This is a genomic window from Massilia sp. BAP21 (assembly GCF_057801335.1).
Window position 1 is genome coordinate 2,101,866 of sequence record NZ_CM173596.1, and the last position, 20,654, is coordinate 2,122,519.

Genomic DNA, 20,654 nt, shown 5'->3' on the forward strand with positions numbered 1-20,654 from the left:
CTCTTGATGGGTAAGTCCCGCCAGTGTAACAGCGTTATATACTTCCGTATATTGCGGTTCGTACGGATGCGTTGACGCGGGACTGTTTACCAGGAACGCAGCCAGTCGCGGGTCCAGCTTGACACCTGGTCTTGCCAGGGGCGGCGCGAGAAGGTGTGGTCGGCTTTCTCGATCTTCTGGCGCGTGAAGCGCGGTGCGGCCAGCAGTGTTTGCCAGGCGCCGGGACGCGCGGACAAATCGGCGAATTCCTGGGCCGTCAGGTCGGCGCCGCTCAGCACCACCAGCACGCGGCCGCCGAAACGGGTGAGCGCCGTTTGCATGCGTTCGGGCAGTGGGGAATCTGACGGCGCAGCCACGCTGGCTTCGGGCTGCGGGCGCGGCCGGAAGGCCTTGCCCAGGTCTTGCCACAAGCCGCGCACCGAGGCTTTCACGTCGAACTGGCCGCTGGCGACCTTCTTCCACAGGCGCGCATCGAACAGGCGCGCGCGGTAGTAATGCTTGATGGTGGCGCGCGCCGCGCCTTCCTCGGTGCGCACCCAGGGATTGAGTAGCACCAGCCCGGCCACGCGCGCATCCTGGGGCGCGTACATGGCAGCGGCCGAGGCGCCGTCGCACAGGCCCCAGAGCACCACTTCCCGCATGCCCGGTACTTCGAGGAAGAAGCGGTCGATCGCCGCGCGCAGGTCGTCGTCGACGCTGTCGAAAGCGCGCAAGTCTCCCTCGCTATCGCCCATGCCGCGGTAGTCGAAGCGCATCGCCGGCACGCCAGCCGCGGCCAGGTCGCGTGCCAGCAGGGTGAACTGGCGGTGGCTGCCGGCGCGGTATTGCGGGCCGCCGACCACGATCAGCACACCGCGCTGGTGCGGCGTATTCGCTGCGGCGGGCAGGCTGACGATCCCGTACAGCCAGGCGTCGCCGCAGGCGAAGGAAAGGGCGCGTTCTTCAGGCATTGGCTGCATCGTGGGTCAGGGCGGCGCTGCTGGCCGCGATCAGGTTCGGGCAATCGACGGTCTCGGGCGCGGCCCAGAACTGCGGGCCGGCGGCCAGGTGCACATTCACCCGGCTGCCCTGCAGGCGCCAGGTCTCGACCACGCGCGCGGCGGCCGGCGGCAGCGGGCGCTCCGGCGCGGCCACGACTTCGCACCAGTCGATAGTGCAGCGCGGCGCCAGGGCGCGCGCATCGGCCGCATCGATGCCTTCGGCCAGCGCCGGGCTCAAGGCATAGCCGGCGATTTCCAGCGCTTCGCCGGCTTTTAACGCTTCGCGCAGCGCGTCGGTGCCGCCGCTGTCGCTGCCGCCGGCCAGCAGTTCGCCCGCCAGTTTCAGGCGCAGGAACTGGTTCAGGTAGCCCGAACCGATGGTCACCGGTTGCCACAGCAGCAGCCGTGCCGGCGGTACCGGTGCACGCTGGGCGTGGCAGACCGCGAGCAGGGCGCCCAGGCGCAGGCCCCACAGGCCGGCGGTGCAACCGGTCTTTTGTTCGAGCCAGCCACGCGCTTGCGCGACGTCGCGCAGCCAGCCATCCCAGGACGCGTCGCCGAAGTCGCCGTCGCTGTCGCCGCAGCCGTGCAAATCCAGCAGCAGCACGGCGAATCCTTGCGCGGCCAGCGCGCGCGCCTGCAGCGCGGCCATGCGCCGCGCACGGTTCATCTCCTCGGCAAACGGGTGCAGGTAGACCAGCGCGCCGCGGCACTCGCCCACGGGGGCGTGGTAGAGGCAAAAGCGCGGGCCATCCGCTGTGTCGAGGAAAAAGGCGTCGGCGGGAGCGTGGCCGGGCGCGCCCATTTACTGTGCGCGCTCTTCGACAAAGGCGGCCAGGCTGCCGAGGGTGGCAAAGGTGCTGGCGCTGATGTCGTCGTCGTCGATGGCGATGCCGAAATGTTCATCCAGGGCGCCGATCAGGGTGACCACGCCCATCGAGTCGAGCTCGGGCAGGCTGCCCAGCAGCGGCGAATCGGCGTTCAGGGCCTGGCCGGCGGGGCCGAGGTTCAGCACGTCGATCAGGAGGGTTTTGACTTCTTCAAGGTACTTCATAAGCTCGTCGTCGGTGTGGGGGCGGGCCGGTTGCGTGCATTTAACCGTGCGTCGAGCATCGTGTGCAGGCGGCGCAGTCCGGGCCAGCGGTAATAATTAACATGGTACATAGTGCGTACCTCGTCCGTCCAGCGCAGGTGCCAATCCATCACGCGGCCGTAGAACTCGATGCGGGCAAAACGGCCGGCGTCGAACAGGGCGCGCGTCGCTTCCTCGCGCATCAGCAGCGTGGGCGACCAGTTGCTCGGCACGCTTTCGTCGTAGCTGGTCTTCAGGACCACGATGCTGTCGGCGTCTTCCACGCACAGGTCCATCGCGACCAGCTGCTCGTTGAAATAATACCGGTAAACACTGGAGGAGATGCGGCTCGCGGCGTTTCGTTGCGCCAGCGCTTCGAGCATGGCGCGGTAGTAGCGGCCCTGGGCGTTATCGGCGCTGACCGCCGTGCCCTTGCCGGCCTTCCAGCCCGAGCTTTCCAGGCGGCCGTAGTCGGCCACGGCCTGCGCCATGGCTGCCGGGTCGCGGTCGATTTGCAGGCGGGTGGCGATGCCTTCGCGTTCCAGGCGCGCGCGCTGCTTCTTCAGGTTGCCGCGCAGGTTCTTGCCGCGCCCGGCCCAGTAGTCCTCGAAGCTGCCGCCCAACGTCACGCGTGCGGTGTCGATGTAGTCGAGGGTGCGGGTGCAGGGGCCGTCGGCCGGCCGCGGCATCAGCATCGGGTCCATCTGGGTCAGCGCGAAGATCAGCGGAAAGCCGGGCAGGGCGCCGAGCAGGCTGCGCGCCAGCTTTTCCGTGTCCAGGCCGGGCTGCTGCAACCACAGGCCGAGCGGCGCCTGCGCCGGCTGGAAGGTGGCCCAGGCGCCGCGCCGCGTCGGGCGCACGATGGCCATGGCGCCGACCGTGCCATCCTTGCGCCAGACGGCCAGCAGATCTCCCTCGCGGCCGAATTGCTCGACCAGCGGCGCGACAAAGTCGACCGCCAGCAGGCTGATGGCCGGGCCGCGTGCATGCAGGCTTTCCCAGTCGGCGGCATGCCGGGCGAAGTCGCGCGCAGGATGGATGCGCCAGCTCATGCCAGCACCGCCTTGCGCACGGCCTGGACCAGCCAGTCGACTTCCGCCTCGCGCAGCTCCTGGTGGCAGGGCAGCGACAGCACCCGGCGCGACAGCATGGCGGCGTTCGGGCAGGTGCCGGCATCCATGCCTCCCCACAGCGGGTGGCCGAAGCGCGTCAGCGGCACCCCCGCCGTTTTCAGGCGCGCGAACAGGGCTTCCGGGTCGTCGGCCAGCAGCGGGAAGACCCAGGGACAGGCGCCGTCGGGCAGGCGTTCGTGCAGCGGGCGCACGCCGGGCAGGCCGCGCAGGGCTGTGTCCAGCCGCGCGTAATGGCTGCGGCGCAGCGCCTGGATGCGTGCCGGCGAGGCCAGCTTCAACATGCTGCGCGCGAACAGGGAAGAGCGCTTGTCGAGCCAGCGCGGGTCGAAGTTGAAGCTGCTGTCCGAGGAGTCCGGGGCCAGCGCCCTGGCCGGTGTGCTGCGGCCGCGTTTCAGCATGCCCCAGAGGGCCCCCTTCGCCCGCAGCGGCAGCCACAGGGCGGCCTGCACGGCGGGCAGGCGGCCGTAGGCAAAGCCGCGTTCCAGCGAATTGAGAAGCGCTTTCGCTTCGAAGCCGGCGCCGGCCGAGCGCACCTGCACGCCTTCCAGGCTGCGCTGCTTCGACACCAGCGCGCCGCCTTCGTAGATCGGGAAGAACTTCATGCTGCTGGCAATCGCATAATCGCCCCAGCTGCCCAGCGGCTGGCCACCATGCTCGCCGATGAAGGCATGGGCGCAGTCCTCGACCAGGGCAATGCCGCGCGCGTCGCACAGGGCGCGGATCGGCGCCATGTCCTGGGGGAAGCCGAAGTAATGGGTGACCATCACGGCGCGCGTGCCGGCATCGATCCTGGCCGCCAGGTGGTCGAGGTCGACACGCGCATCGGGGCCGACCCGGTAGAACACGGGCGTGGCCGCGCGCCAGAGGACCGGCGGGATCATCGAGGGGCTGTGGTAGGCCGGCACCAGCACCGTGTCGCCGGCCTGGACGCCGAGCTCGCGCAGCGCCAGCGCGATCGCCACGCGTCCGCTCGTCACCAGCCTATACGACCCTGCATCGAGCACCGTGCGCGCAGGTGCACTTGCCGCGCGCCGGAACGACGAAGCGGACAAGACCGGTGCCAGGGGAATGGCCGGATGGGTGGAAGACGAAGACGCAAGCATGGCTTCAGTATAAACCTTGTGTTGAATAATTTGCCACAGAACATGTTTAGAGCCTATCCCAGCAGGTCCGAGTCGCTGCTGGCGCGCCTGACAAGCGGGGGCGGCGTTGCTCGTCGCGCAGTTGGTAAACTCGTGGAACCACCATGCGGCCTCCTCGCGCCTTGCCCGCGCTTGCCATGCTGTCGCCATCCGCTTCCCCGTACCTGCTGGAATAGGCTCTAACCAAAAACCGTGCTGCGGTCAAAAGCTGCAAGCTGTTAAGATTGCGGGCTGCGCGTCCCCTGCCGGCGCGACCCACGAATCCTTGCCATGGCTGACCTGATCCACGACTTCATCTTCGATTCCGCGCGCCGCACGCCTGGCGCCGAAGCGCTTGTGTATGGCGCGGCGCGGCTCGATTACGCCGCGCTGGCCGCTGCCGTCGAAGGCGCGGCTGGCGCTTTCATCGCCGCCGCGGTACAGCCGCGCGAGCGCGTTGCCGTGTTCCTGGAAAAGCGGATCGAGAACGTGGCCGCGATGTTCGGCGCCTCGCTGGCCGGCGCCGTGTTCGTGCCGGTCAATCCGCAGCTGAAGGCCGAGCAGGTCGCGCACATCCTGGCCGACTGCAATGTGCGCGTGCTGCTCACTTCCCCCGAGCGCCTGGCGCAGCTGGGCGAAGCGTTGGCGCAGTGTCCGGATTTGAAGACCGTCTTCGTCACCGGGGCTGCCGTCCCGGCCGGGCGCTTCGAGGTGCGCGGCTGGGATACCGCGCAGGCAGCGCCTGAGCAGGCCGTGCTGGCCGCGCGCCGCGCCATCGACGCCGACATGGCCGCCATCCTCTACACCTCGGGCAGCACCGGCAAGCCCAAGGGCGTGGTGCTCTCGCACCGGAACATGGTGGCCGGCGCCCGCAGCGTGGCTAGCTACCTGCACATCGCGCCGCAGGACCGCATCCTGTCGGTGCTGCCGCTCAGTTTCGACTATGGCCTGAGCCAATTGACCTGCGCCTTCCTGGCCGGCGCCACTGCCGTGCTGCTGAACCACCTGTTCGCGAAAGACGTGCTGAAGGCCGTCGTGGACGAGCGCATCACCGGCCTGGCCGCCGTGCCGCCGCTGTGGTTCCAGCTGTGCGCCTTGCCCTGGCCTGCGGATTGCACGCTGCGCTATCTCACCAATTCCGGTGGCGCCATGCCGACCACCACGGTCGCCGCCCTGCGCACCGCGCTGCCGCGGGCCGAACTGTTCCTGATGTACGGCTTGACCGAGGCCTTCCGCTCGACTTACCTGCCGCCGTCGGAACTCGAGCGCCGCCCCGATTCGATGGGCCGCGCGATTCCGAACGCGCAGGTGATGGTGGTGCGTCCGGACGGCACGCCGTGCGAGCCGCACGAGCCGGGCGAACTGGTGCACCGCGGCGCCCTGGTCTCGCTCGGCTACTGGAACGACCCCGTGAAAACCGCCGAGCGCTTCAAGCCGGCGCCGGGGCAGGATCCGGCCCTGCCGCTGGTCGAGATGGCCGTCTGGTCTGGCGACACCGTGCGCATGGACGAGGAAGGCTACCTGTACTTCATCGGCCGCAGCGACGACATGATCAAGGTCTCGGGCTACCGTGTCAGCCCGAACGAGGTCGAGGAAGCGGTGTACGCGACCGGCCTGGTGGCGGAAACCGTCGCCTTTGGCGTGCCGCATCCGCAGCTGGGCCAGGCCATCGTGCTGCTGGCCCTGCCGAAGGAGGATGTGGGCAACAAGGCCCTGTTGAAGGAATGCCAGCGCCGCCTGCCGGCCTGGATGGTGCCGGCGCATATCGCCTTCGTGATGGAAGCCTTCCCGCGCAACCCGAACGGCAAGATCGACCGCAAGACCCTGCGTATGAATTACCTGACGATGTTTGAAGACACCCCATGAACGCCAAGCCCGTCCACGCCGCCCAGACCCTGTTCCCCGTGGTCGACGATTGCCTGCAGGTCGGCGGCATCCCGCTCACCCGCCTGGCCCAGCGCGTCGGCAGCACGCCCTTCTATGCCTACGACCGCCGCCTGTTGAGCGAACGCGTCGCCCATGTGCGCGCCCACATCCCGCCAGCCGTCGAACTGCACTTCTCGATGAAGGCGAATCCGATGCCGGCCCTGGTGCAGCACATGGCGGGCCTGGTCGACGGCATCGACGTCGCTTCCGGCGGCGAACTGAAGGTGGCGCTGGACACCGGCATGGCACCCGCCCGCATCAGCTTTGCCGGCCCGGGCAAGTCGGATGCCGAACTCACGCGCGCGGTGGCGGCCGGCATCGTGGTGCATGCCGAATCCGAGCGCGAGATCCGCGTCCTGGCGCGCATCGGTAACGCACTCGGGATCGCACCGCTGCTGGTCCTGCGCATCAACCCGGACTTCGAGCTGAAGGGCTCGGGCATGCGCATGGGCGGCGGCGCCAAGCAGTTCGGCATCGACGCCGAGGAAGCGCCGCGCATGCTGGCGCTGGCCTTCGAACTTGGCTTGACCGTGCTGGGCTTCCACATCTTCAGCGGCTCGCAAAGCCTGAAGGCCGAGGCCATCGTCGAGGCCCAGGCCCAGACCCTGCTGCTGGCCGAGCGCCTGGCGCAGGACGCGCGCGATCCGCTGCGTATCCTGAACATCGGCGGCGGCTTCGGCATCCCCTATTTTCCGGGCGAAGCGGCGCTCGACCTGGCGCCGATCGGCGCGGCGCTGGAAGCCGCCCTGCCGCGCGTGAAGGCCAGCCTGCCCGATGCCCAGCTCTCGATCGAACTGGGGCGCTACCTGGTCGGTGAAGCCGGCGTGTACGTGGCGCGCGTGGTCGACCGCAAGGTCTCGCGCGGCCAGGTCTTCCTGGTCACCGACGGCGGCCTGCACCATCACCTGGCGGCATCGGGCAACTTCGGCCAGGTGATCCGCAAGAACTACCCGGTCGCCATCGGCAACCGCATGGGCGCCGGCGCGGTGCTGGAAACGGCCTCGGTGGTCGGCCCGCTGTGCACGCCGCTCGATCTGCTGGGCGAGCGCATGGAGCTGCCGCAGGCCGAGGTGGGCGACCTGGTGGTCGTGTTCCAGTCCGGCGCCTATGGCCGCTCGGCCAGCCCGCAGGGTTTCCTCAGCCATCCGGATGCGCCCGAGGTGCTGGTGTAAAGCGACGGGAGCGTCTGGCAGGCATCCAATCGTGTGGAAGGTCCTGTTGAATTTGCGATAAATTCATTGTTGCAGGAAAATAAACAACGAACCATACTTTACCTGCGGCGGCTCTCGGCGTCGTTGGACGCCGCTCCGGAACGGTTGCGGCCACCCAGGACCCACGACATGCTAGCGCACCAGACCTACAGCTTCGAATCCCGTTTGTCCGACCAGTTGCAGCGCGCCCTCGCGCTGTGCGCGGTCCACCTGCCCGATGCGGCCGTGCGCGTGCGCGCCTTTCTCGCGCACTTTGCCAATCCCGATCCTTACGCCGGTTTCAAGGCCATTCCGCCGGCGGCGCGCGCCATGCACGACGCGGTGGTAGCCGAACGCGGCGAACAGGCCGGCGCCTGCTTCCTGCTGGCCGCGGTGCTGATGGGCGTGCGCGATGCGCTGAAGAGCGAGCTGATGGCGCGCCTGCCGCCGCGCGTGCGCACCCACCAGCTGCGCCAGTTCGCGCGCATCGCCAACCACGACGAAGCCTTTTTGCCGTTCTGCCGCCTGTACAGCGACGTCTTTTTGAAAGAGTTCGGCCTGGCCACGCTGCGTTTGTACGCAGGCGCCTCGAGCGTGATCGACCCGCGTTCCGGCGTGGGACGCTCGATGCTGTGGAAGGGCGGCCTGCTGCAACTACCGGGCCGCGCCCTGTTGTTCGCGCGCGCCGGCGGCTTCAAGCCTTACTTTGAAATCCACGTGAACCGCCTGTACCAGGACGAGTTCAACGAGGAAGGCCGCAACGAGTGCTACCGCTGCTGCGTCGACCTGTATGAACTGCATCCGCAAGCCCTGGGCATGATCGCCGGCAGCTGGTTCTACGACCCGGTGGTCGAGATCATCAGCCCGCACCTGGCCTACCTGCGCACGGTGCCGGAAGAGGGCGGCGCGCGTGCGCTGTTCGTCTCGCACGACGAGCAGGCCGTCAAGAACGCCACCGCCACCTCGGAAAAGCGGCGCGCCCTGCAGGCTGCCGGACAATATCGTCCGGCCGCGTGGGCGCTGGTATGGCCGCGCCGCGCGCAAATGGCATGGGCGCTCCGCCACAAGGACAAGAACGACTGACATGACCATCAAACAAGCCGTACTGCGCGCCGCGAAAGCCGCCGGGGTCTTCGCCCTGGTGCGCGCCGCCACCCGCCGCCAGCCACGCATCCTGTGCTACCACGGCGGCAACCTGGGCGACGAGCGCCGCTACAACCCGAAACTGTTCTGTACCCGCGAACAGCTGCGCGAACGCCTGGAATGGCTGCGCCGCACCGGCTTCGTGCCGGCCACGCTCGACGAAGTCGCCACCCCCGGCTTTGCGCCCGCCAAGGGCATCGCGGTGGCGATCACGCTCGACGACGGCTGGTATTCGTCCTGGCACGATCTGCTGCCGTCGATGGCCGAATACGGCTACCGCCCGGCGCTCTACCTGCACACCGAAGCGTATGAGGCCGGCGCACCGATCATTCCGGTGAGCGTGCGTTACATCCTGTGGAAAGCGGGGCCGGTGTCGGCCACGCTGGCCGGCTTCGGCGCGGGAATGGACGGGCAGTGGACGCTGGCCGAACGGGAAGCGCGCCACCGCCTGTGCGCCGCCGCCGAGGCCTGGCTGCTGGCGCTGCCGCCGCAGGACGTGGCGCCGGCCCTGGAGCGCTTCGCTGCGGCACTGGGCGTGGCAAAGGCCCAGCTTGACCTGGCCTCGCGCCGCTTCAGCTACATGACGCGCGAGGAATTGCAGCAGGCGGCCGCCGGCGGCTGCGCGATCGAGCTGCACGGCCACCTGCACGAATACCTGCCCGGCCAGCCCGAGCGCAACCGCGCGAATATCGAACTGTGCCGCGAGAAGATCGTCGCTGCCGGCCTGCCGCATCCGACCCATTACTGCTACCCGAGCGGCGCCTTCGACGCCCAGGCGCCGGATGTGATGCGCGCCGCCGGCGTGGCCACCGCCACCACCTGCCTGCCCGGCCTGGTGCGCATCAAGGATGGCGACACGCGCTACCTGCTGCCGCGTTTCCTCGATGGTGGCGACGTGTCGATGATCGAGTTCGAGGCCGAGATGAGCGGCGTGCTGGAACTGCTGCGCAAATTGACCGGGCGCTGAAACGCCGCCGCAAAAAGAAACGCGCCCGAGGGCGCGTTTTTTGTTTCGGCGAATCCGCTATCGGCTTCGGATACTGCATCACCCCACCAGCTTGACCCGGATCCCCACCTTGCCCAGCACCTTTTCCACCCGTCCGAAGCCATAGCGTTCCAGCCCCTGCGGCGACTTGGCCAGGCGCCACAGCACGTACAGCGTGACGGCATAGGTCAGCGCGCCGGTCGCCACGCATACGGCCAGGGCGATCAGGTAGTCGAGCGTCACGCCATGGCGCAGCTGCAGCTGGCTCTTCACGGCCAGCACGGCGCCGCCCATCACCAGCGAGGCCACGAACGGCCGCACCAGCTGGCGGCAGAAGGTGGTCCAGCCCAGGTTCAGGCAGCGCGCCACCATGCCCTGGTTCACCGGGATCATGGCAATGCCGGTCGTCAGGTAAGCCATGGAGGCACCGATCACGCCGAAGTACTTTACCGCCGGGACCAGCAGCGCGCACATCACCACCGCCTGCACAGCCCACACGATGGTGATCAGGCGCGGCCGGCCGAGGGCCAGGTAGACGTAGGTGATATTGGTCTGCACCGCCTTGATCACGCCGTGCACGGCCAGGATCTGGATCAGCGGGATCGCAGCCAGCCATTGCCAGCCCAGCGCCGCCGGCACCAGCACGTCGGCGATCACGCAGATGCCGATCCCGGCCGGGATCGAGAACAGGGCGATCGACGAGATCACCTTCAGGAAGCTGTCGCGCAGCAGCTCGAGGTCGTGCGCGGCCTTGGAATAGCCGGGGAAGGCGGCGCGGTTGATCGGCGCCACCAGCTCGGTGGTTGGCAGGGTGGCGATCTCGGTGGCGATCGAGTGCGTACCCAGCAAGGCCGGGCTCGTGTAGTGGGCCAGGATGAACTGGGCCGCGCGGTTGTTCACGAACTGGATGATGTTGTTCACCACCAGCCATTTGGAGGCGTGGAACATCTCGCCGCGCGCCGCCAGCGACAGGCGCGGGCGGTAGGTCGAGATCACGTAGGACTGGATCACCGACAGGATGGTGCCGGCCAGCTGGCCCAGCACCAGCGCCCAGTAGTTGCGCATGATGAAGGCCAGGGGAATGGTCACCACCAGGGTCGCCAGGCGTTTACTCAGCAGGAAGCGGAACTCCTTGTCGAAGCGCATCTCGCGCTGGAACTTGACGGTGCCGATGTTCGAGAAGCCCTGGATCACGAAGCCCAGGCCCAGGATGTACAGGATGTTCGCCAGGTCCGGCTGGTTGTAGTAGGCCGCTGCCGGAATCGCGATCGCCGCCATGCAGATGCCGCAGATGGTGGCGAAGATGACGTTGAAGGTCCAGGCCGTGTTGAAATGGTCCGGCCCGGCCTTCGGGTTCTGGATCAGCTGGATGTCGAAGCTGAACGACACCAGCAAACTCAGGGCCGAGTTGATGATCATGGCCATCGCCACCAGGCCGAAGTCGGCCGGCACCAGCATGCGCGCCAGGATCAGGGTGCTGATCAGGCCGATGCCGCGGTCCAGGAATTTAAAGGCGACCATCCACACCGCGCCCTTGGCGATCTTGGTGTCGATCTCGGACACGGGCTTCAGGCTCATCGCACCGCCTCGTCGAACAGGCGCGCCAGCTCGGCTGCCTTGTGCGCGCGCGCGGCCTGGGCGATCACTTCGTCCGGGGCGATGTAGGCGCTGCCGTCGCGCAGGCCCGGGATGAAGCATTCCAGCGCGGCGCCGATTTCACCTGGGTTGTCGACCTGCGCGGTGAGCGTGAAGCCGGCGCCGCGCAGCACCTGCGCGGTTTCGCCAGCCGGGTCGACCAGGCCGAGGATGGGTTTGCGGGTGCGGAAGTATTCGTAGACCTTGGCCGGGATCTGGTTGTTGAAGGGCGTGCCCTGGAACAGCAGCAGGCCGTCGGCGGCCAGCATCTCGCCCAGTGCGTCGCGGTAGGGCACCGGCGGCAGCACCTCGACGATGTCGCCCACGCCATGGCGGTCGACCTTGGCCTGGGTGGCCGGGATGTTGCCCGGTGCGCGCAGCACCACGCGCAGGGTGGCGGCGTCGATCTTGCCGGCGGCCTTCAGGGCGGCCAGCGCGGCGAGGAAGGATTCCGGATTGCGGCCGGCGTCGTACAGCACGCCGCTGTGCAGCAGGGTGGTGCGCGGCGAACGAGCCACAGGATTCGCAGCCGCCGCTTCCAGCAGGCGGCCGAATTCTTCTTCGTCGTAGCCGTTCTCGATCACCAGGAACTTGGCCGGATCGACGTCCGGAAAACGTTCGCGGTAGGAGCGCAGCGCGCTATGCGTGGTGAATACCGCGAAGCGGCAGCGGGTAATCGTCTGGCGTTCGATCCAGCCATAGATGGCGCGCAGGCGCTTCGAGGTCGGATGCGAAGGCTGCAGCATGGGGTCGCGGAAGTCGGCGATCCAGGGCAGGCCGGTGAGGCGGTGCAGGCCGAGGGCGATCAGGTGGGCGGTGGCCACCGGGAAGGTCGACCACAATACCTGCGGCTTGTAGCGGCGGATCATGGACAAACCGGCCGGCATGGCGCCGAACCACCACGACACATAGCGGTCGGGCATGGCCAGCGCTTCCACGTAGCGGCCCTTCCAGCCGAGATGGACCTTGGTGTCGAGCGCGAACGGGCGCTTGACGACCAGTTCCGGCGGGATCGCGGCCAGTTGCGAGGAATTCTTCACACCGTAGGCGCGCGGGTGGGCCGACAGCACCATCGGTTCCCAGCCGTGGCGGCCAAGGAGGCGGGAAAAGCTCAGCGTGCGCTGGATGCCGCTGCTGCCTGCCTGCGGCGGAAAGTGGAATGCGATGAGTAATGCGCGTTTGTTCATGGGTGTTTCGCCTGGCCTTGCGGCCCGTGTTTTTCTTGTTATGCCGTTCAGCCGCGCGCCAGCCACTGCAGCAGGCGCAGCGCGAAGCGGTTCGGGGTGCGGTCCCAGGGCCGGCTGCGCGGCAGCTGGAAGCGGTCGTGGTGGCGCGTCATGGCCCCCACCGCGGTCGTAAAGGCGGCCAGGAAGCCGGCTTCGCGCACCATCGCCACGTGGCGCGCGTCGTAGTCCTTGCCGACCTTGCCGTTCGGGTAGGCGAACATCGGCACCGGTTTGCCGATGATGGCTTCGAGGTCGCGCTTGCTGCCCGCGATCTCCGCCATTGCGCTGGCGTCGTCGAGGCTGGTCAGGATCGGGTGGGTCACCGTGTGGGCGCCGATCTCGATGCCGTGGCGGTCGAGGTTGACCACCATCTCGGGCGTGAGCATCAGGCCCTCGGCGGCGCTGTCGCCGACCAGGGTCTCGAGTCGCAGCACCAGGCGGCTGCGTTCCTGCGGCGGCAGGTATTTCGAGGCTTCGGTCAGCTTGCCCAGCGTGGTTGCGCGGTCCGGCATGCTGCGCAGCGAGTACACGCCGAGGCCGAATTCGGCCAGGTCGAGTTCTTCGGCCGGCAGGGTCTCGACGGCTTCGACGATGCGGTCGTTCCACATGGTATGGCCGTTCACGAAGCCGCTGCTGACGAACACGGTTGCCGGCAGCTTCAGGCGGCGCAGCACCGGCAGCGCCAGCTCGTGCACCGAGCGGTAGCCGTCGTCGAAGGTGATGCAGACCGCGCGCGGCGGCACCCGGCCCGATTCGATGGCGGCCAGGGCGTCGCGCAGCGACAGCACGTTGAAGCAGCGCGCCAGCAGTTCCATCTGCCAGGTGAAGGTGTCGATGTCCGGCTCGGAGGCCAGGAAGGGACTGGGCGCGGCCAGCACCCGGTGGTAGTTGACGATCGCGACACGGCCATTGCCGCGCGTGAAGCGGGCGATGGCATTGCCGGCGGATCGGATCAGTTGGTCATTCATCGGTAGGGAAGAATCCGCGATTATTATTCGTTTGCCAACCACTATACATGTTGGGAGGCAATTGTGGATGCGGATACGGTGCGCGCGTGCGCAGGCTGCAGGGGCGCGGAAGGAGGAATGGAAGTTGATGCAGGAGCAGGAACAGAATCAGGGCGCGCCGTCAGCGCTCCCTGATTCTGGGCCATTTCCGCCAGCGTGGCCGGCAGCAGGCGCTTCTCGATCACCAGCACCAAGCCGAACAGGCAGAAGATCAGGTCGACGTAGGCGAAGCTGAGCGCGGCGCCGCCCAGGGCAAAGGCGAAGATGCTCAGCTGGATCATGGTGGCCATGGTCGGCAGCCAGGACGGCGCGCCGGCGCGTTTCGCGCGGCGTGCGATGCCGCCGGCCTTGAAGAAGGCGCTCGCCAGGCAGCAGAGATACAGGAACAGGCCGCCGAAGCCCTGTTCGCCCATCACCTGGAAGTACACGCTGTGCGCGGCGCGCCCGACCGTGGTGTTCGGCACCGCGTGGCCGGTATAGAACCAGGGGTAGGAGAAGAAGTCGCGCGACAGCTCGGTCCAGACCGGGAAGTATTCGAGCGACTTGAAGCCGCCGCCGAAGAAGGGGTGCTTCATCGCCATGATGAACGACAGCTTCCAGGCCACCACGCGGCCCATGAACGAGGCATCCTCGTCGGCCGCGCCGATGGTGTCGATACGGCTGGTGTAATCGGCGCTGATGAACGGGATCAGGGCCGCCACCAGACCGATGATCAGGAAGGTCAGCAGCACCTTGCGGTCGCTCTTGATGTACAGGTAGGCGCCCAGCGCCGCCAGGGCCACGAAGCCGCCGCGCGACTGGGTGCCGATCACGCCGAACACCAGCAGGGCCATGGTGCCCAGCAGGCCCAGGCGCAGCGCCTTCGACTGCTTGCCGTACTCGCCCAGCAGGTAATAGCAGACCGGCAGCGTCATGACGAATGCCAGCGACAGCTCGTTGCGGTCGCCCAGCACGTGGCCCGGCATGCCGGCGATGTTGTGGCCGCCGCCGCTGGCCAGGAACTTCAGGCTTTCCAGGTCGGCATAGAAACCGACCGACAGCACCAGGCACCACAGCACGAAGTCGACGTGCAGCTTGTCCTTGATGGTCAGGACCACGAACACGAACAGCATCACCACCTTGAAGAAGCGGGTCAGGTATTCGAGCGAGACCTCGGGCGGCGCGATGGTGGTCATCGTACTGATGCAGGTCCAGAGGAAGAACAGCAGCACGAAGCTGCCGATCATGCCCAGCTGGACCCTGGGCTTGTGCTTGTAGGCGAGGTAGCCGAGGATGGCCACCGCCGTGAACAGCAGGTTGTAGCGGATGTGCCCGGCCATGCCGTAGACCCAGCCGTTCGGGAAGAACAGCGCGGTCCAGACCCACATGCCGACCGCGATGAAGGGACGCTGCACCATCGCGTACAGCATGATCGGCAGCAGCGCCAGCAGGAAGAGGTCACGCATGGCCGCGCTCCTTGTTCAGGGCTGCGGTGTGTGCCGCCCGGGTTTGCACGTCCTGCGCCTGGCGGCGCTTTTCCGCCTCGGCTTGTTCGGCCGCCTTGGCGCGCGCCTTGTCGGTGCGCAGCGCCCAGAGGCAGAGATAGACCACGGCGCACAGGTCGATCGCCCACAGAAGAGATTCCATCGTTCAGTTCATCCGTTTCAAGGTCGGGCTCAATGTCGGCTCGAGTTCAGGCTTCAATTCAGGCTTCAATCCGGGCCAGGGCCGGCGTGCCGGCGCGGCGCGCCAGGACCTCGCCGAACAGGCGCAGCTGGCCTTCGGTGGTGTCGTCCCAGCTGAAGCGCTCGGCGTAGCGGCGCGTGGCCGCGCGATCGGGGTAATTGGCGCGCAGGGCGTTCACGGCGTCGGCCACGCCCTGGTAGCTGCGTTCGCGCATCAGCACGCCCGCTTCTGGCGCGGCCACCACTTCGGGCGTGCCGTAGACGCGGCTGGCCACCACCGGGGTGCCGCAAGCCATGGCTTCGAGCAGCACGTTGGCCCAGCCTTCGCGGCTGGACGACAGCACCAGGGCGTCGGCGCTGCCGTAGTGGCCGCGCAGCTGGGCTTGCGGCACGGCGCCGAGGAAAGTCACGCGGTCGGTCACGCCCAGCTGGCTGGCCAGCGCTTCGAGTTTCGCGCGGTCCGGGCCGTCGCCGGCCAGCACCAGGCGCACGCCCGGCAGCAGGGGCAGGGCGCCGATGATCAAGTCCTGGGCCTTTACCGGCACCAGGTGGCCGACCGCCAGCAGCGTGAACATGGCGTTCGGGGTACGCTCGGTCGGGCGGAACAGTTCGAGGTCGACGCCGTTCCTCAGCGAGACCACGCGTTCGCCGCCGATGCCCATGCCGATCACTTCGTCGCGCAGGGCATTGCATACCGTGATGATGGCGTCGGCGCGCTTTGCCGCCCACAGGATCTGGCGGCGCGGCAGCGCGTATTGCGGGAACAGGGTGATGTCCGAGCCGCGCGCGGTGATCACCAGCGGCTTGTTGAAGGTGCGCGCCAGCATGGCGGCGGCCACGCCGTCGGGGTAAAAGTAATGGGCGTCGATCAGGTCGAAATCGAAGCCTTCGTCGATCATGCGCCCGATCGCCGGCTTCACCGCCTGTGCCAGCAGCAGCGGCGCCACGCTCATGCCGATCTTCGGCAGCACCGGATAGCGCGGATGGCGCACGTCGATCCCGTGGCGCATTTCCTGGCGCGGCGCTTTCGCAAAGCGCGCGTACTGGCCGTAACGCGGGTTGGTCGAGGGGAACCAGGGAATCGGCGCCACCACGCGCGATTCGACCCGCTTGCTGGCCACCAGGTGGCGCAAGCGGGTTTCCACGAAAATCCCGTGCCCCGGCTTTTCCGCGTTCGGGAACAGGGTGCTGAAAGTCAGGATCTTCATGCAGCCTTCAAGCCGGTCAGGCGGCCATAGATGTTCTTGTAACGCGACACGCTCACCGGCCAGTTACGTTCGGTCTCCACATAAGCGCGTCCGGCCGAGCGCAATGCGGGCCACAGCATCTTCGCGTCGAGCAGGTCGCCGACCTTGGCGGCCAGCGAAGCCGGGTCGTCCGGTGCGAACAGCACGCCGGTCTTGCCGTCGACGATCAGCTCGCGGTGACCGCCCACGCTGGATGCGGCCAGGATGCGGCCCTGGGCCATGGCTTCCAGCGGTTTCAAAGGCGTGACGAGGTCGGTCAGGCGCATCGACAGGCGCGGGTAGACCAGCACGTCGAGCAGGTCGTAATATTTTTGCACCTGGTCGTGCGGCACGCGGCCGGTGAACACCACCTTGTCGGCGATGCCCAGGTCCTTTGCCTGCTGGCGCAGGTTGGCGTCCTGCGGGCCGCCGCCGACCAGCAGCACGCGCAAATCGGGGTGGCGGCTTGCGAGCGCCGGCACCGCGCGCAGCAGCACGTCCAGGCCTTCGTAGGCGTAGAAGGAACCGATGAAGCCGATCAGGCGGTTGCCTTCGAAGCCGAGCTTGCGCTTGAGTTCGAGGTCGGCTTCGCCGCCAACGGCGAACTTGTCGATGTCGACCGCGTTCGGGATCACCGTGACTTTCGCCGCCGGGATGCCGCGGGCGACGATGTCGCCGCGCAGGCCTTCGCAGATCGTGGTCACGGCGTCGGCGCGCTTCAGGGCATAGGTTTCCAGGCCGCGCGTGAGTTTATAGCGCAGGCCGTTCTCGGTGCTGGTGCCGTGGTCGACGGCGGCGTCTTCCCAGAAGGCGCGCACCTCGTACACCACCGGGATGCCGAACTTGCGGCCGGCGCGCAGGGCGGCGATCGCGTTGAGGCAGGGAGAATGGGCGTGCAGCACGTCGGGTTTCACCGTCGGGATGATCTCGATCAGGCGCTTTTCCAGGCCGCGAATCACGTCGAGCTGGTTCAGCACCGGCATCCTGGCCAGCGCGCCGGTGGAACGCGGGGTGCGGTAGAAATGCAGGCCGTCGGCCGTTTCTTCCGCGAGGTCGTTGCCGCCCTGGTGCTTGGCGCCGGTGACGTGGAAGGTTTCCCAGCCGAGCGCGCGCTGTTCGCGCAGGATCGAGGCGGTGCGGAAGGTATAGCCGCTGTGCAGCGGGATCGAATGGTCGAGGACGTGAAGGACACGCATGTAAAGCTCCGGAATGCCGTTATGCCGCGGTGGCGATCAGTTGTTGGGTGCCGCCGCCGTGGATGCTGCTTGCGCCGTCGGCGCCGTTCTTGCGCAGGAAGGCTTCGAACATCAGCACCGCCCACAGCGCCGTGCTGTGGTCCTTGGTGCCGGCCAGGTGTTCGTCGACCATGCGCTGCAGGTAATTCGGGTTGAAGATGCCGGTATCGACCAGCATCGGGTTCAGCACCGCCGCCTTCATCGCTTCGCGCAGCGGGCCGCGCAGCCAGGATGCCAGCGGGATCGAGAAGCCCATCTTCTTGCGGTACAAGATGTCGTCGGACAGGTAGGGCTGGAGCGCCTTCTTGAAGATGTGCTTGCCTTCGCCGTTGCGCAGCTTGCACGAGGACGGCAAGCCCGACACCCATTCCACGAACTTGTGGTCCAGCAGCGGCACGCGCACTTCGAGCGCATGCGCCATGCTGGCGCGGTCGACCTTGGTCAGGATGTCGCCTGGCAGGTAGGTCTTCATGTCGACGTACTGGGTGATCGACAGCGGGTCGTCGGTCGGCGCGTTCGCTGCATGGCCGCGCATGACTTCGACCGCGCGGTAGCCTTGCAGCTGGCGGCGGAAGCCTTCCGAGAACAGCTGGTCGCGCACGCGGTCGACCAGGATCGACACGCCGTGGAAGTAACCGTCGACCAGGTCGCGCGCCAGCGCTTCGAAGGTGGTCTTGGCGCGGAAGATGCGCGGCGCCCAGTCGGCCTTCGGATAGGCCTTGCCGAGGAAGCCGAACACGGGTTTGCGCAGGGCCAGCGGCAGCATCGAGCGCACCTGCTGTTCGCCCATGGCCATGCGGTAGCGGCGGTAGCCGGCGAAGTTCTCGTCGCCGCCGTCGCCGGACAGGGCCACGGTGACGCGCTTCCTGGCCAGTTCGCAGACGCGGTAGGTCGGGATTGCCGAGCTGTCGGCATACGGCTCGTCGTACAAACCGGCCAGCAAATCGACCAGGCCGTAGTCGTCCTTGTCGACGGTGTCGCACTGGTGATTGGTCTTGTACTGCTCGGCCACCTGGCGCGCGTAGGTGGACTCGTCGAAGGCAGGGTCGTTAAAGGCGATCGAACAGGTGTTCACCGGGCCCTTGTTCAGGCCAGCCATCATGGCCACGATGGCGCTGGAGTCGACGCCGCCGGACAGGAAGGCGCCCAGCGGCACCTCGGCTTCCAGCTGGCTTTCGACCGCTTCGCGCAGGCGCACGATCAGCTCTTCTTCCATCTCCTTTTCGGACATGGCGCCGTGCGGCGTGAAGGGCACGTCCCACCAGCGTTTCGGTTTCACATTCGCTGCATTGGCGCCAACCTTCAGCGTCAGCGAGTGGCCCGGTTCGAGCTTGAAGGCGTCCTTGAAGATGGTACGCGGCTCCGGCACGTAGCCATAGGCGAAGTACTCCTCGACGGCGCGCGGTTCGATCACGCGCGGCAGTTCCGGGAACGACAGCAGCGACTTCAGTTCCGAGCCGAAGACAAAGGTGCCATCCGGCAGGAAGGCGTAGTGCAGCGGCTTGATGCCGAGGTGGTCGCGCGCGACAAAGAAGGTCTGCTGGTTGCGGTCCCAGATGGCGAACGCGAACATGCCGCGCAGGTGCTTGACGCAGTCTTCGCCCCATTCTTCCCAGGCGTGGACGATGGTCTCGGTGTCCGACCTGGTGGCGAAGGTGTAGCCGAGGGCCGTGAGTTCTTTCGTCAGCTCGCGGAAGTTGTAGATCTCGCCGTTGAAGACGGTGACGACCGAGCGGTCCGCGTTGAACAGCGGCTGCTGGCCGGCGGCCAGGTCGATGATCGACAGGCGGCGGTGGCCGAAGCCCACGCCGGGTTCCAGGTAGACGTCGCCCTCGACCGGACCGCGGTGGAACTGGGTCTGGTTCATGCGTTCGAGGGCGGCGCGCTCGAAATTGCGCCCGCCGCGCGGGTCAAAAATGCCAACTATTCCGCACATGGTTGAGTGATCTCGTTGAGGTTGTTCGTGCGCTTGCCGAGACGGTCGTACAGCGCCGTGTAGGCACCGACCATCGCGGCAACGCTGTAATGGCGTTCGATGAGGGAACGCGCCGCAGCACCCTGCACGCTGACGCGGTCAGGGGCTGCTGCGTACAGGCCGAGTGCAGCGGCCAGCGCTTGTGGATTGCTGGCCGGGACCAGGGCGCCGTTCACCCCGTCCTGCACCACTTCCGGAATGCCGCCGACTTTGGTCGCGACGACCGGCAGACCGCAAGCCATGGCTTCGAGCAGGGTCACCGGCGTGCCCTCGGCAATCGAGGACAGGGCGAACAGGTCGAAGCTGCGCATCAGTTCCGGGATATCGTTGCGCGCGCCGGGGAACCAGACCAGGTCCGCTACCCCAAGCGACTGCGCTTGTCGTGCCAGCTTGTCGCGCAGCGGGCCGTCGCCGACCACCGCCAGGCGCAGGCGTGCGCGCTCCTCCGGCTTGCTGTCCACCAGCAGGGCAAATGCTTCGATCAGGCTGGCCTGGTCCTTCACGTCCTGCAGGCGGCCGACGGTGCCGATGACGAACACGTCCTGCCCGGCCCACGGCGTCACCGCTGCCGCGAGACCAGGGGCGAAGCGCACCGTGTCGACGCCGTTCATGATCAGCTCCGACTTCGCAGAAGGAATCCCGACCACGCCGGTCAGCCAGCGCGCCAGGTCATGCGAGACCGGCACATAGCGGTGAATGAAAGGCACCAGCGCGCGGCGCAAGAAATTGTGCTTGCGGTTCAGGCCCTGCGGGTCGCTGGCGTCGCGCCCGTGCTCGGCGTGTACCCGCACCGGCACGCCCGCCAGCCAGGCCGGCGCCGCGTATTCGGCACAGGCGAAGTTATAGGTGTGCAGCACGGAAGGACGCAGCCGGCGCAACAGCTTGAACAGCTTCACATGGATGCCCAGGCCCAGGCCGGGCTGCTTGTCCAGTGCGTACAGTTCCACGCCAGGGCGCGTGATCTTGTCCGCGAACGCCGTGTAGCCGGTCAGGCAGACGACCGCGTGGCGGTAGCGTTCCGGCGGCATGTGGTTGATGCAGTCGACCAGCAGGGTTTCCAGCCCGCCGAAGTCGAGCCGGTAGATCAGGTGCACGACCAGCGGAATGTCCGCCGGCCGGTTGTTCGTTACCGCCAT

General features: G+C 67.4%; 18 protein-coding genes. 4 read left to right on the forward strand and 14 right to left on the reverse strand.

From position 1 onward, the window contains the following. Window positions 1–86: 86 nt before the first annotated feature. Genes ACWYRN_RS09260 through ACWYRN_RS09280 form a run of 5 tightly spaced genes read right to left on the reverse strand, consistent with a single transcriptional unit; the run spans window position 87 to window position 4,288 of the window. Complete coding sequence (locus ACWYRN_RS09260; protein ID WP_488692114.1) at window positions 87–950, reverse strand: hydrolase 1, exosortase A system-associated; 864 nt, start codon at window positions 948–950, stop codon at window positions 87–89. Next, window positions 943–1,785 (reverse strand): hydrolase 2, exosortase A system-associated, encoded by an 843-nt coding sequence (locus tag ACWYRN_RS09265; RefSeq protein WP_488692115.1) that lies wholly within the window; start codon window positions 1,783–1,785, stop codon window positions 943–945. The genes ACWYRN_RS09260 and ACWYRN_RS09265 overlap by 8 nt, the downstream gene beginning before the upstream one ends. Continuing rightward, on the reverse strand, window positions 1,786–2,034 hold the full coding sequence (locus ACWYRN_RS09270; RefSeq protein WP_488692116.1) for an acyl carrier protein: 249 nt from the start codon (window positions 2,032–2,034) through the stop codon (window positions 1,786–1,788). Further along, window positions 2,031–3,104 carry a GNAT family N-acetyltransferase gene (locus ACWYRN_RS09275; protein WP_488692117.1) on the reverse strand — a complete coding sequence of 358 codons (1,074 nt, stop codon included), beginning with the start codon at window positions 3,102–3,104 and terminating at the stop codon, window positions 2,031–2,033. The genes ACWYRN_RS09270 and ACWYRN_RS09275 overlap by 4 nt, the downstream gene beginning before the upstream one ends. Continuing rightward, entirely contained in the window at window positions 3,101–4,288 is a 1,188-nt protein-coding gene (locus tag ACWYRN_RS09280; protein WP_488692118.1) for a DegT/DnrJ/EryC1/StrS family aminotransferase, read from the reverse strand. Before ACWYRN_RS09280 ends, ACWYRN_RS09275 begins: the two co-directional genes overlap by 4 nt. A 309-nt stretch (window positions 4,289–4,597) precedes the next feature. On the opposite strand from ACWYRN_RS09280, the gene ACWYRN_RS09285 reads away from it, so the two are divergent. The 4 genes from ACWYRN_RS09285 (at window position 4,598) to ACWYRN_RS09300 (ending at window position 9,532) form a co-directional block, all read left to right on the forward strand. Further along, complete coding sequence (locus ACWYRN_RS09285) at window positions 4,598–6,172, forward strand: acyl-CoA ligase (AMP-forming), exosortase A system-associated (RefSeq protein ID WP_488692119.1); 1,575 nt, start codon at window positions 4,598–4,600, stop codon at window positions 6,170–6,172. Beyond that, complete coding sequence (locus ACWYRN_RS09290; RefSeq protein ID WP_488692120.1) at window positions 6,169–7,404, forward strand: pyridoxal-dependent decarboxylase, exosortase A system-associated; 1,236 nt, start codon at window positions 6,169–6,171, stop codon at window positions 7,402–7,404. The genes ACWYRN_RS09285 and ACWYRN_RS09290 overlap by 4 nt, the downstream gene beginning before the upstream one ends. 168 nt (window positions 7,405–7,572) lie before the next feature. Then, window positions 7,573–8,505: a hypothetical protein gene (locus tag ACWYRN_RS09295; protein WP_488692121.1), complete on the forward strand. Its 933-nt coding sequence runs from the start codon at window positions 7,573–7,575 to the stop codon at window positions 8,503–8,505. 1 nt (window position 8,506) lies between these two features. Continuing rightward, a complete protein-coding gene (locus ACWYRN_RS09300; RefSeq protein ID WP_488692122.1) occupies window positions 8,507–9,532 on the forward strand; it encodes a polysaccharide deacetylase family protein in 1,026 nt (341 codons plus the stop codon). 78 nt (window positions 9,533–9,610) lie between these two features. On the opposite strand, the gene ACWYRN_RS09305 is transcribed toward ACWYRN_RS09300, so the two are convergent. Genes ACWYRN_RS09305 through ACWYRN_RS09345 form a run of 9 tightly spaced genes read right to left on the reverse strand, consistent with a single transcriptional unit; the run spans window position 9,611 to window position 20,654 of the window. After that, entirely contained in the window at window positions 9,611–11,128 is a 1,518-nt protein-coding gene (locus ACWYRN_RS09305) for a lipopolysaccharide biosynthesis protein (RefSeq protein ID WP_488692123.1), read from the reverse strand. Beyond that, window positions 11,125–12,372 (reverse strand): glycosyltransferase, encoded by a 1,248-nt coding sequence (locus tag ACWYRN_RS09310; RefSeq protein ID WP_488692124.1) that lies wholly within the window; start codon window positions 12,370–12,372, stop codon window positions 11,125–11,127. The genes ACWYRN_RS09305 and ACWYRN_RS09310 overlap by 4 nt, the downstream gene beginning before the upstream one ends. Window positions 12,373–12,419: 47 nt before the next feature. After that, a complete protein-coding gene (locus tag ACWYRN_RS09315) occupies window positions 12,420–13,379 on the reverse strand; it encodes a polysaccharide deacetylase family protein (protein ID WP_488692125.1) in 960 nt (319 codons plus the stop codon). 41 nt (window positions 13,380–13,420) lie between these two features. Further along, the gene (locus tag ACWYRN_RS09320) at window positions 13,421–14,863 is read right to left on the reverse strand and encodes a putative O-glycosylation ligase, exosortase A system-associated (RefSeq protein WP_488692126.1); all 1,443 of its coding nucleotides are present in this window, start codon (window positions 14,861–14,863) and stop codon (window positions 13,421–13,423) included. After that, on the reverse strand, window positions 14,856–15,044 hold the full coding sequence (locus tag ACWYRN_RS09325; protein WP_488692127.1) for a hypothetical protein: 189 nt from the start codon (window positions 15,042–15,044) through the stop codon (window positions 14,856–14,858). The genes ACWYRN_RS09320 and ACWYRN_RS09325 overlap by 8 nt, the downstream gene beginning before the upstream one ends. A 58-nt stretch (window positions 15,045–15,102) precedes the next feature. After that, window positions 15,103–16,290, reverse strand: a complete 1,188-nt coding sequence (locus tag ACWYRN_RS09330; RefSeq protein ID WP_488692128.1) for a glycosyltransferase family 4 protein — start codon at window positions 16,288–16,290, stop codon at window positions 15,103–15,105. Further along, window positions 16,287–17,504: a TIGR04063 family PEP-CTERM/XrtA system glycosyltransferase gene (locus ACWYRN_RS09335; protein WP_488692129.1), complete on the reverse strand. Its 1,218-nt coding sequence runs from the start codon at window positions 17,502–17,504 to the stop codon at window positions 16,287–16,289. The genes ACWYRN_RS09330 and ACWYRN_RS09335 overlap by 4 nt, the downstream gene beginning before the upstream one ends. Window positions 17,505–17,523: 19 nt before the next feature. Then, window positions 17,524–19,479: an XrtA/PEP-CTERM system amidotransferase gene (locus tag ACWYRN_RS09340; RefSeq protein WP_488692130.1), complete on the reverse strand. Its 1,956-nt coding sequence runs from the start codon at window positions 19,477–19,479 to the stop codon at window positions 17,524–17,526. Further along, window positions 19,467–20,654 (reverse strand): TIGR03088 family PEP-CTERM/XrtA system glycosyltransferase, encoded by a 1,188-nt coding sequence (locus tag ACWYRN_RS09345; RefSeq protein WP_488692131.1) that lies wholly within the window; start codon window positions 20,652–20,654, stop codon window positions 19,467–19,469. The genes ACWYRN_RS09340 and ACWYRN_RS09345 overlap by 13 nt, the downstream gene beginning before the upstream one ends.

What these genes read in the sequence shown, in the direction of transcription:
- ACWYRN_RS09260 (WP_488692114.1), bottom strand. Translation starts at nt 950, where the DNA reads ATGCCTGAAGAACGCGCCCTTTCCTTCGCCTGCGGCGACGCCTGGCTG.
- ACWYRN_RS09265 (WP_488692115.1), bottom strand. Translation starts at nt 1,785, where the DNA reads ATGGGCGCGCCCGGCCACGCTCCCGCCGACGCCTTTTTCCTCGACACA.
- ACWYRN_RS09270 (WP_488692116.1), bottom strand. Translation starts at nt 2,034, where the DNA reads ATGAAGTACCTTGAAGAAGTCAAAACCCTCCTGATCGACGTGCTGAAC.
- ACWYRN_RS09275 (WP_488692117.1), bottom strand. Translation starts at nt 3,104, where the DNA reads ATGAGCTGGCGCATCCATCCTGCGCGCGACTTCGCCCGGCATGCCGCC.
- ACWYRN_RS09280 (WP_488692118.1), bottom strand. Translation starts at nt 4,288, where the DNA reads ATGCTTGCGTCTTCGTCTTCCACCCATCCGGCCATTCCCCTGGCACCG.
- ACWYRN_RS09285 (WP_488692119.1), top strand. Translation starts at nt 4,598, where the DNA reads ATGGCTGACCTGATCCACGACTTCATCTTCGATTCCGCGCGCCGCACG.
- ACWYRN_RS09290 (WP_488692120.1), top strand. Translation starts at nt 6,169, where the DNA reads ATGAACGCCAAGCCCGTCCACGCCGCCCAGACCCTGTTCCCCGTGGTC.
- ACWYRN_RS09295 (WP_488692121.1), top strand. Translation starts at nt 7,573, where the DNA reads ATGCTAGCGCACCAGACCTACAGCTTCGAATCCCGTTTGTCCGACCAG.
- ACWYRN_RS09300 (WP_488692122.1), top strand. Translation starts at nt 8,507, where the DNA reads ATGACCATCAAACAAGCCGTACTGCGCGCCGCGAAAGCCGCCGGGGTC.
- ACWYRN_RS09305 (WP_488692123.1), bottom strand. Translation starts at nt 11,128, where the DNA reads ATGAGCCTGAAGCCCGTGTCCGAGATCGACACCAAGATCGCCAAGGGC.
- ACWYRN_RS09310 (WP_488692124.1), bottom strand. Translation starts at nt 12,372, where the DNA reads ATGAACAAACGCGCATTACTCATCGCATTCCACTTTCCGCCGCAGGCA.
- ACWYRN_RS09315 (WP_488692125.1), bottom strand. Translation starts at nt 13,379, where the DNA reads ATGAATGACCAACTGATCCGATCCGCCGGCAATGCCATCGCCCGCTTC.
- ACWYRN_RS09320 (WP_488692126.1), bottom strand. Translation starts at nt 14,863, where the DNA reads ATGCGTGACCTCTTCCTGCTGGCGCTGCTGCCGATCATGCTGTACGCG.
- ACWYRN_RS09325 (WP_488692127.1), bottom strand. Translation starts at nt 15,044, where the DNA reads ATGGAATCTCTTCTGTGGGCGATCGACCTGTGCGCCGTGGTCTATCTC.
- ACWYRN_RS09330 (WP_488692128.1), bottom strand. Translation starts at nt 16,290, where the DNA reads ATGAAGATCCTGACTTTCAGCACCCTGTTCCCGAACGCGGAAAAGCCG.
- ACWYRN_RS09335 (WP_488692129.1), bottom strand. Translation starts at nt 17,504, where the DNA reads ATGCGTGTCCTTCACGTCCTCGACCATTCGATCCCGCTGCACAGCGGC.
- ACWYRN_RS09340 (WP_488692130.1), bottom strand. Translation starts at nt 19,479, where the DNA reads ATGTGCGGAATAGTTGGCATTTTTGACCCGCGCGGCGGGCGCAATTTC.
- ACWYRN_RS09345 (WP_488692131.1), bottom strand. Translation starts at nt 20,654, where the DNA reads ATGGCGGTAACGAACAACCGGCCGGCGGACATTCCGCTGGTCGTGCAC.